This window comes from Streptomyces sp. S3(2020), assembly GCF_013044505.1.
Lineage (GTDB): Bacteria > Actinomycetota > Actinomycetes > Streptomycetales > Streptomycetaceae > Streptomyces.
Genome location: NZ_JABERD010000027.1, coordinates 58,304 through 68,741 on the forward strand (window position 1 = coordinate 58,304; position 10,438 = coordinate 68,741).

The following is a 10,438-nucleotide window of genomic DNA, read 5'->3' on the forward strand; positions in this document are numbered from 1 at the left end:
GACGCGTGTACCTAGCGTTGTGGCGCATGGCTCCCTCACGCACAGCCCGTCGATCGCTACGACCGCAAGCACCGCACGGCGCTTCGAGAACGGCGAGAAGGGCCGTCCTGGGCCTGGCCGCCACCACCCTCGCCGTGGCCGTGTCACCCGCCACGACCCTTCCGGCCCAGGCGGCCTCCGACCCCCTCGCCCGCTACCACCACCAGCGCCTCGACTGGAAGAGCTGTGTGCTCGGCCCGGACGACGCGACCGGCGAGGAGCTGGAGCAGGCGGGCGCCCGATGCGCCGATGTGACGGTGCCCTTGGACTACGGTGCCCCGGACGGCCGTACGATCACCGTCGCGATCTCCCGGATCCGCGCCACGGACACCGCCCGCCGCGTCGGCCCGCTGCTGCTCAACGGCGGCGGTCCCGGCGGGCAGACGCTCGGCGACCCGCCGTGGGTACGCGAGGCGATGAAGGACGTCGCGGCACGGTACGACGTGGTGGGCGTGGACCCGCGGTTCGTCGGCCGCAGCACCCCGCTGGACTGCGAGTGGCCGACCGGGTCCGCGTTCCGCAGTGCGGGCGTCGACCGCGCCGGGTTCGACCGCATGGCGGCCTTCTCCCAGAACCTCGCCGAACTCTGCCGTCGGCACGAGGGCGCTGTGCTGCCGTACGTCACCACCCGCAACACCGCGCGCGACATGGACGTCGTCCGCGCCGCGCTCGGCGAGCGGCGGATCTCCTATCTCGGCTACTCGTACGGCAGTTACCTGGGCGAGGTGTACGCCACGATGTTCCCTCGCCGCACCGACCGGGTCGTCCTGGACGGTGTCCTGGACCCGGCCCGGTACGGTCCCCGGCTGCTGCGGGGCACCGAGCAGGCCAACCGCCACGCGCTGGAGGGCTGGGCCTCATGGGCCGCCGCCCGGGACACGACGTACGGTCTGGGCCGTACCCGTGGCAAGGTGCTGGCGACCGTGGACCGTGTCCAGGCGGCCGCGGCCCGTACCCCGCTGCGGCTCGGTGACTTCGCGGTGGACGAGCACGTCATGCCGCTCGTCGTCTTCAACGGCCTCTCGCAGGACAACGACTCGGCCTACGGGGACTTCGCGCAGGGTATGCGGGACCTGTCGCGCGCGGCGCACGGGGAGCCGGTCACCCCGTCCCCGTGGCTCGCCGAGGCCCTCGCGTTCGAGCTGACCGGCACCGACTCCCACTTCGGCAGCGTGCAGTCCGCGATCCTGTGCGGCGACGTGGCCGCCCCGCGGGACCCGGAGGTCTACTGGCGTGACGTCCAGCGGGCCCGCGCGAAGGACCCGCTGCTCGGCCCCGTCACCGAGAACCTCAGCCCCTGCACCTTCTGGGACCGGCCCCGCGAGCGCCCGACCACCATCCGCGACGACCTCCCGGCCCTGCTCGTCAACGCCACCGGAGACCCGCGCACCACTTACGAGGGCGCCACCACGGTGCGGCGGATGTGGCCCTCCTCCCGCCTGGTCACCCTGCGCGGAGCCGACCAGCACGCGGTGTTCGGCGTCCACGGCACACCATGTGTCGACGCCGTGGTCAACGCCTACCTCGCCACCGGCCGTCTCCCCGCCACGGACGTCACCTGCGACGCGCCCGCCCGATGACCGGGTGTTCCGAACCCTGACCCACCGGTGGCCGGGCCCCCTGCGGAGCCCGGCCACCCTTGATGTGTGCGACGCGCCTACGGGGCCATCTCGTACGCCCCGGACAGCGCCTCGACCCGCTGCCAGACACGCTCCGTGCGAGCCGTGTCGACGACCGGCCGGCGGACCGAGCTCAGCGCCCACTCCTGCTGCTCCTCGGTGGCCGAGTCCTTGCCGTGCAGTTCGACGGCGTGGCCGGAGAAGTCCCGCACGAGGACGGCGAAGAGCTCGTCGAGGACGTCCTCGTCGAGTCCGGTCAGGGCGGCCTGCTCCAGGACCAGCTGTCCGTGCACGACGAGCGCGAAGAGCTGGCCGATCGACAGGACGAGGTCGAGGTCACGGCTCTGCTCCGCGTCCGGGCCGGCCGTGGCGACGAACTCGCAGAGCGCGTCGGCCTGTTCGCGCAGGCGAGCGATGTTGGGCAGATGCGCGTACGCCTCGAACGCCGGACGCCAGTCGTGGAAGCGCACCGAGCCCAGGCCGCGAGCCGGACCCTGCCGGAACAGGAAGTCGTCGTCCGCCGCGTCGAGACGGGTCGGCACGCTCGGGTACTCGGCCGGGTCGAGAAGGTGGCTGCGCATGAACTTCAGGATCAGCGCCAGGTTGACGTGGACCGTGCCCTCCAGCTTCGGCAGGCCGCGGATCTCCACGGCCGCCTGCCCGAAGTAGTTGTCCTTCTCGAAGCCCTTGGCGGCGATCACGTCCCACATCAGGTCGATGACCTTCTCGCCCTCCGTGGTCACCTTCATCTTCGTCATCGGGTTGAAGAGCAGGTAGCGGCGGTCGTCGGGGCCGGCGGAGCGGAAGTAGTCGACGGCGCGGTCGCTGAACAGCTTCATGCCGACGAGCCGGACGTACGCGTCGGTCAACTCGCGGCGCACGTGCGGGAAGGCGGTCACGGGACGGCCGTACAGGACGCGGTTATGGGCGTGCGTGACGGCCTCGTACATCGCGTGCTCGCAGATGCCGATGGAGGCGGTGCACAGATTGAACTTGCCGACGTTGACCGTGTTGAGGGCGGCGTCGAAGGCGGCGCGGCCGGTGTGCAGGACGTCCTCGGCCGTGACGGGGTAGTCCTCCAGGCGGAACTCGCTGACGAACTTGGAGGAGTCGACGACGTTCTTGACCAGGTGGTAGTTCGGGTGGCGGCTGTCGGCGGCGAAGAACACGTAGCCGTCGGGGCCCTCGACGTCGGTGCGGCGGCCGAAGACGGAGACCAGTCCGGCGGCGTTGCCGTTGCCGATGTAGTACTTGGAGCCGTTGGCGCGGAAGCCGCCGTCGCCGTCGGGTTCCAGGAGCATGTCGGTGGAGTAGATGTCGGCGCCGTGGGCCTTCTCGGACAGGCCGAACGCGAACACCTCTCCCTGGGCGAGGAGTTCGGCGGTGCGGGCGCGGGCGGCGGCGTTGTCGCTCTGCCAGACCGGGCCGAGGCCGAGGATGGTGACCTGCCAGGCGTACCAGTAGTCCAGACCGTAGAAGCCGAGGATCTCGTTGAGCGCGGCGATACGGGCCGTGTCCCACCGCTGGTCCGGGGCTCCTTCAGCCGCCTCGGACGCCGGCGTCAGGAAGGTGGCGAACAGGCTCTCCTTCGCGGCGAAGGCGAGGAAGTCCCCGAGCCAGGCGCGGGTCCGGTAGTCCTCGATCAGCTGCCGCTTCCCGCGCTCCTCGAACCAGTCGACGGTGGCACGCAGCAGGCGGCGCGTCTCGGGGTCGAAATGCGCGGGGTCGTAAGTGCGCGGGTTGAAGAGCAGTTGGTCAGCCATGTTGAGGGTCTCTTTCGGCGGGCGGACGGATGGGAATCATGAGACAGGGCGAAAAAAGGGGGAGCGGAGGCGCGGACGGGGAGCGGGGCGGCGTCAGGGGCCCGGAGCGAACCGGGCCAACGTGGCCAGCACGTCCTCCAGCCAGTCGATCATCATGCGCTCGTACGCGATGCCGCCGCGCAGGACGACGTGCTGGAGTTCCCGCTCCGCGTCCAGCGGCGCGTGCGGAGCGGCCGCGCTCGCCTCGGGCCCCGTGAAGTCCCGCTCCTCGCCCACGAGATAGTGCTCCAGCCGGGCCTGGTGCGTCCGTCGGTGCCGCTCCACCTCGCGGATCAGGGCGGCCGGGTCGTCGAAGGCGGCACCGCGGATCTTCACCGCCAGATCGTGGCGGACGCTCTCCGGCTCGATGGGATCGTGCAGCCACGAGGACAGCGCGGCCCGGCCGAGGTCGGCGACGGAGTACTCCTTCTTGTCCGGCCGGCCCTGCTGCGGGACGTCCCGGACGTCGACCCAGCCGTCGTTCTCCATGCGCTTGAGCACGCGGTAGATCTGCTGGTGGGTCGCGGTCCAGAAGTAGCCGATGGACCGCTCGAAACGCCGGGCCAGCTCATAGCCGGATCCCGGCTTCTCCAGGAGCGACACCAGGATCGCGTGTTCGAGCGCCATGGCACCGATCGTGCTATGCAACTCGTTGCATAGCAAGTCCCACCCACTCCGATGCGACGCGGCTCACCCTGTGCGCGCCGCTCAGAGGGACAGCACCGCACGCACCCGGTTGCCGCCCCCGCCGACCGGATCCACGTCGAGGCGCTCCGCCAGGGACCGCACCATGGCGAGGCCCCGTCCGCTCTCGCCCCAGACCGTCAGCGGTCGCACGCTCGGCCGTCCGGGGCTGCCGTCGTAGACCTCGACGGTCACCCGGGTGTCGGAGACCTGGAGACACAGGCGGCAGGCACCGCCGTGCCGGGTGGCATTGGCGACCAGCTCGGAGACGACGAGCGTCGCGTCGTCGATGTGCGAGGCGTCGACCCCCGTCACCCCGAGGCCGGGCCGGGCCAGGAACCGCGCCGTCAGCCTCCGTGCCCTGCCGGCCGATTCGGCCCGGTCGGGCAACAGGTACTCGACTCGTACGGAACGCCGATGGGTACGCCGACGCGTACGCATGGCGGATCACTTCCCCTCCTTGGACGACCGACCCCCGTGGCCACATGCCGGGCCGCACATGTCTGCCCGGCCGGGCCTGTCCCTGCCTGATGCCCGGTGCGGGTGATCGCCAATCGGGAGCCGGCATGCCGAAAGACGCTCGGCCGGGAAACCCGGCCGAGCGTCTTCTCCGAACTGTTCGTGGTCAACTCACCCGCTGATCAGCCGACCTCGGCGATCCGCCACCGCTGGTTGGAACCGGAGTTGGCCTGCCACGTCGTGACGGCCGCGCCCTCGTTCGTCGCCTGGCCGCCGACCTCCAGGAGCCGCCCGGTCGCCTGGTTCACCAGCGTCCAGGTGCCGTCGCCCGTGGTCGACAGGATCCACTCCGTCGCGGGGTCCCGCTCACCCGTGTCGGTCTCGATCACCGGCACGTTGTCCCGCACGGCGAGCCGCTTGTCCTCGGCAGGGTTGGCGAAGACGTAGCGCGCACGGTTGCCGCCCTTCTTGCCGTACTTCGCCTCCAGCCGCCACTCCTGCGCGACCGTACCGTTCGCCGAGTTGATGGCCAGGTTCGTGCCGTTCGCGCCGACGGTCACCGCCTTGCCGCTCTGGACGCCGGTCAGGGTGTAGGAGGCGCCCTTGCTGAACAGGCTCGCGTCCTTCGCGACACCGGAGACGCCCTTGACGGCGAACGAGGTCACGGACTGCGCGGGGACGGTGAACGTCGCCTTGCCGTCGACGACCTTGACCGGGGCCTGCTTCACGAGCTTGCCGGCCGCGTCGGTGACGGTCGGGGTGACGGTCGCGTCACGCTTGATCTTCCCGAACTTCGACAGGTCGATCGTCACCGCGCGCGGCGCGGTCGTGGAGTTGACGTGGACCAGCGAGGCGCCCTTGCCGTCCTTCGTCACCGCGGCGGCGCTGGAGGTGTCGTCCACCTTGATCAGGCTGTCGCCGGGCTTGATGAAGTGCGTGAAGTTACGGGCCGTGTCGAACTTCGTGTTCGTGTAGATCGGGCAGGACTTGAGGGTGTCGGCCGACGTGCAGCTGAACGGGAGCTGGATGGAACCCCAGTTGCCGCCCTTGGCGGACTCACCGCCCGGCTTCATGTTGTCGTAGTCCTCGACCGGCTGCCAGAACACCCAGGCCGTGGGCTCCAGTTCGCGCAGGTCGTTCACCATCTGCTGCGCCAGGCCGAGCCCGGGGCGCATGTCGGTGAAGCTCTGCCCGTCGCCCCAGTCGCCCTCGACCTCGCTCATCCACAGCGGCTTGTCGGCCGCCTTGGCGAGGTCGCGGACCGTGGTGCGCTGACCGGTGCCGTAGGTGTGGACGTTCATCTGGCCGACGAGGTCCTTGGACGCCTGCGTGTAGGAGTTCCAGTTCGTCGCGAACAGGCCGGGGTTGGTCTCGTCCATCGCCGATATGTCGGCCTTGACCTTGGCCTTCTTCAGCGCCGGCGCCAGCGCGGCCAGCACCTTCTCCTGCATCGCGGGCCCGATGTGGGCGCCCTCCTGGCGGCCGCCCACCGGTTCGCCGTCGGCGTCCAGACGGGTGCCCCAGTAGCCGGTGTTCGGCTCGTTGAACGGGTCGACCGTGTCGACCTTGATGCCCTCGGACTTCTCCAGCCGCTTCGTCACCCCGGCGACGTAGGCGGCGAAGTCGTCGACCGAACTCTGCTTCAGCTGCTCGGCGTTGGCGTTGAACCCGCCCGAGACATAGCCGCTCTCGGTCATGAACCACGGCGGAGAGTTCGAGAAGGTCTCCCAGTGGGTGATGTCCTTCTTGATGCGATCGACCCACCAGCGCTGCGTGGCGTCCGCCTTGTCGTTCCAGTCGGCGGCGTCGTCGGCGCTCCACCAGTCGGTGTCCGTGCGGGTCGTGCCCGCCGGCGCCTTCCACCAGCCCTCGACCGCGCCACCGGCACGCAGGTAGTCCTTCACGTCGGGGGCGTTGCCACCGCCGATGTTGTAGCGCGCGATGTTCAGCGCCAGACCGTCGTCACCGAAGAGCAGATCGGCGAGCTTCTCGCGGATCTCCTTGGGGTAGTCGCCGGTGGCGTTGGCGAACCAGACCAGGCTGGTGCCCCAGCCCTCGAACTTGTCCTGCTTGTAGGACGGATCGGGCCGGACGGTGACCGACGCGGTGACCGTGTCGGCCTGCGCGAGCGGCGCGGGCACGGACAGCAGTGCCGCTCCGGTCGCCAGCGCGGTCATCGACGCGGCCCCGAGGCGCCGTCTGCTGCGGGTGAGTCCTGCCATCGTGTGCTCCCAGCTTCATAGGTGGAAACGCTGCGGTGGTCCCTCCCGGCGTACGGGGAGGGGTGCCCCCGGGCGGGCCATGTGCCGCCCGGGGGACAGAGGTGGGGAGTGGGTCAGACCGACGGCCGGCGCACCACGGCGACGTCGCGCGGTCCCAGGACGAGCCCGTCGGCGACAGCCGTGCCGTGCAGTACGTCGCCGGTGAACCCGGGCAGCGGCACCGTGTCGTCGGTCCGGTTCACCAGGAACAGGAACGTCTCCTCGCCGTTGCCGCGGACGGCCAGCTCGACACGTCCGCGTGCCTGGGCCGGGAGCTCGCTCGCCACGCCGGCCGGTTCGAGGAGAAGCGGCAGCAGCGCGGTGAGCCCCGCGACGCCGAGACGCGTGGAGACGTAGGACGCCGAACCGGCGTTCGTCGTACGCCGGGTCACGGCGGGCCGTCCGGCCTGGTTGCCGGAGTCGTAGCGGGCCAGGACCTCGGTCCGCTCGTCGGCCAGGGTGATGCGGTCGGTCCACAGGGTGCCGGCCGAGCCGTCGTCCAGGGAGACCGACTCCTCGGCGAGCAGCGGGCCGAACTCCTCGACGCGGATGCCGAGCAGCTCGCGCAGGGCGCCGGGGTAGCCGCCGAGCCAGACGTGGTCGTTCTGGTCGACGACACCGGAGAAGTAGGTCGTGACCAGGTGGCCGCCCTGCTCGGCGTAGCGGGTCAGTTCCTTGGCGAGCTCCGCCGGGATCACGTGCAGGACGGGGGTGATCAGCACGTCGTAGCGCGCGAAGTCGGTCTTGGTGGTGATCAGGTCGGCGCGTACACCGAGTGCGAGGAGCGCCGAGTACCAGTCCAGGCCTTCCTGGCGGTAGTTGAGCAGGGAGGTGGGGTGGGAGTCCTGCTCGCTCGCCCACCAGGAGTCCCAGTCGAAGACGATCCCGACCTTCGCGTTCTCCCGGGTCGAACCGGCCACTGGGGCCAGGGCCTTGAGGGTGGCGCCGAGCTCGGCCACCGCGCGGAACAGCTCGCTGTCGGCCCCGGCGTGCGGGACCATCGCCGAGTGGTACTTCTCGGCGCCGGCCGCCGACTGCCGCCACTGGAAGTAGCAGACGGCGTCCGCGCCGTGCGCCACGTGCAGCAGCGAGTCCCGGGCCAGCTCGCCTGGCCGCTTCGCGACGTTCACCGGCTGCCAGTTGACGGCGCTGGTGGAGTGCTCCATCAGGAACCACGGGCGGCCGCCCGCGATGCCGCTGGTGAGGTTCGCGGAGAAGGACAGCTCGTCGCGGGACTGCGGGCCGGGGTGGACGTAGTGGTCGTTGGAGACGAAGTCGATCTCCTCGGCCCAGTCCGCGTAGTTCATGCCCTTCGTCTCGCCCATCACCATGAAGTTGGTGGTGACCGGGACGTCCGGGGTGATCTCCTTGAGGAGGTCCCGTTCCGCGCGCAGGTAGTCCTTCAGCGCGTCGGAGGAGAAGCGCTTGAAGTCCAGCTGCTGGGTCGGGTTCGGGTGCGAGGCCGCCAGACGCGGGGGCAGGATCTGCTGCCAGTCGCTGTAGCGCTGTGACCAGAACGCCGTGCCCCAGGCGTGGTTGAGGGCCTCCAGTGTGCCGTAGCGGGCGCGCAGCCACTCGCGGAAGGCGCGGGCCGCGTCGTCGGAGTAGTCGTAGATGTTGTGGCAGCCCAGCTCGTTGGAGACGTGCCAGGCGACCAGTGCCGGGTGGTCGGCGTAGCGGGTCGCCATCTCGTGGACCAGGCGCAGGGCGTGCTCGCGGAAGACGGGGGAGGTGGGCCGCCAGTGCTGGCGGGCGCCCGGCCACAGGGTCTCGCCGGTCGCGGTGACCGGCAGGATCTCCGGGTGGGCCGTGGTCAGCCACGGCGGCGGGGAGGCGGTGGCCGTCGCCAGGTCGACGCCTATGCCGCCGGCGTGCAGCAGGTCCATGACCTCGTCCAGCCAGCCGAAGTCCCAGGTGTCGGCGGTCGGTTGCAGACGTGCCCAGGAGAAGATCGCCACCGAGACGACGTTGACACCGGCCTCGCGCATCAGCCGGACGTCCTCTTCCCACACCTCCCGGGGCCACTGCTCGGGGTTGTAGTCGGCGCCGAAGGCGAGACGCGGGGTGGAGTCACCGTCCGCCCCGCTTCCGCGGGAGTGGAGGGTGGAGATCATGGCGGTCCTTCCGAAGGGGTGGTGCACGGGGGCGGCGCGGCCCGGGAGCCGCGCCGCCCGGCGTTCATTGCTTGCGCGAGAACTACTTCTCGATGGTGAAGCCCTGCTCCTCGCCGTACTTGACGGACGCGTCCTGCCAGGCCTTCAGCCCCTCCGCCAGAGTGGTGCTGGAGACGTACGCCTTGCCGACCGTGTCGTTGAAGATCGAGTTCGCGTACGGCTGGAACGGGAGGTAGGACCAGTCGCTCGCCACGTTCGCGGCGGACTCGGCGAAGATCTTGTTGGCCTCCTGGCCGTCGAAGTAGTCGAACTTCTTGCTCTGGAAGTCGGCCGACTCCAGCTCCGCCTTGGTGGCGGGGAAGGCACCCTCGGAGACACGGGTGGTGACACCGGCACCGGCGTTGGCGTACTCGGTGAAGGCGTAGGCGAGAGCCTTGTTCTTGGCGAGCTCCGGGACGGCCAGCGAGGAACCGCCGTTCTCCGCGCTCGCCTTGTCGCCCGCGGTCCAGGCGGGCAAGGCCGCGGCACGCCACTGGCCCTTGGCGCCCGGGACGCCGGTCTCGAAGTTGGCGGGCATCCAGGCGCCGGTGGCCAGGGTGGCGATGGTGCCGTCGCCGAGGCCCTTGTACCAGTCGTCGGTCCAGCCGTTGATCGGGGCGAGCAGCTTCTCGTCGATCAGCTTCTGCCAGACCGTCTCGAACTTCTTGGCGCCGGCGTCGTCGAAGTTGATGCCGACCTTGGTGCCGTCGACCTTGTAGGGGCGCGAACCGGCCTGCCACAGCATGGAGGTGGTGAAGCCCGCGTCACCGGCGTCATTGGCGATGTACGCCTTCGGGTCGGCCTTGTGGATCTTGCGGGCCGCGTCCAGGTACTCGTCCCAGGTGGTCGGCACGGCGATCTTGTACTTGTCGAAGACCGTCTTGTTGTAGAACAGCGCCATCGGCCCCGAGTCCATCGGCAGGCCGTAGACCTTGTCGCCGTCGCTGACCGCGTTCCACGGACCGGGCGTGTACTTGGAGGCGAGCTTGTCGGCGCCGTAGGGGGCCAGGTCGGTCAGGCCCTTGGTCAGCGAGTACTGGCCGAGCGCGAAGTACTCGACCTGGGCCACGTCCGGGACGCCCTTGCCGGCCGAGATCGCGTTGGACAGCGCGGTGTAGTGCTTGTCGCCGGAGCGCTCGCTGACCAGGTTGACCTTGACCTTCGGGTACTTCTTCTGGAAGTCGGCGGCCACGGTCTTCAGGGTGGGCTCCCAGGCCCAGACCGTGATGTCGCCGCCCTTGTCCAGGGCCGCCTTGACGTCCGCGGCGGAGACGGCCTTGGTGTCGGAGTCGTCGTCCGAGCCACCGCAGGCGGTGGCGCCCAGGGCGAGGGTGGAGACGAGGGCGATGCCGCGGAGGATGCGGCTCGTTGTTCTGCGCATGGAGGTGCTTCCACTTCTTCGTGGGTGGGGCGGGTGAGGG

7 protein-coding genes are annotated in these 10,438 nt (G+C 70.2%); 1 reads left to right on the plus strand and 6 read right to left on the minus strand.

From position 1 onward, the window contains the following. Positions 1-26: 26 nt before the first annotated feature. A complete protein-coding gene (locus HLK59_RS12040) occupies positions 27-1,619 on the plus strand; it encodes an alpha/beta hydrolase (protein WP_171141356.1) in 1,593 nt (530 codons plus the stop codon). Positions 1,620-1,696: 77 nt separating this feature from the next. Here the strand turns inward: HLK59_RS12040 and HLK59_RS12045 are convergent, their stop codons facing one another. From HLK59_RS12045 to HLK59_RS12070, 6 genes are all read right to left on the minus strand, one after another. Continuing rightward, on the minus strand, positions 1,697-3,421 hold the full coding sequence (locus tag HLK59_RS12045; RefSeq protein ID WP_171141357.1) for an acyl-CoA dehydrogenase family protein: 1,725 nt from the start codon (positions 3,419-3,421) through the stop codon (positions 1,697-1,699). Between the two features lie 93 nt (positions 3,422-3,514). Further along, positions 3,515-4,087 carry a PadR family transcriptional regulator gene (locus tag HLK59_RS12050; RefSeq protein WP_171141358.1) on the minus strand — a complete coding sequence of 191 codons (573 nt, stop codon included), beginning with the start codon at positions 4,085-4,087 and terminating at the stop codon, positions 3,515-3,517. Between the two features lie 81 nt (positions 4,088-4,168). Continuing rightward, a complete protein-coding gene (locus HLK59_RS12055; RefSeq protein WP_171141359.1) occupies positions 4,169-4,585 on the minus strand; it encodes an ATP-binding protein in 417 nt (138 codons plus the stop codon). Between the two features lie 200 nt (positions 4,586-4,785). Further along, entirely contained in the window at positions 4,786-6,825 is a 2,040-nt protein-coding gene (locus tag HLK59_RS12060) for a glycoside hydrolase (RefSeq protein ID WP_171141360.1), read from the minus strand. 113 nt (positions 6,826-6,938) lie between these two features. Next, a complete protein-coding gene (locus HLK59_RS12065) occupies positions 6,939-8,978 on the minus strand; it encodes a beta-galactosidase (protein WP_171141361.1) in 2,040 nt (679 codons plus the stop codon). A gap of 82 nt (positions 8,979-9,060) precedes the next feature. Further along, complete coding sequence (locus tag HLK59_RS12070) at positions 9,061-10,398, minus strand: sugar ABC transporter substrate-binding protein (RefSeq protein ID WP_171141362.1); 1,338 nt, start codon at positions 10,396-10,398, stop codon at positions 9,061-9,063. Positions 10,399-10,438 lie beyond the last annotated feature (40 nt).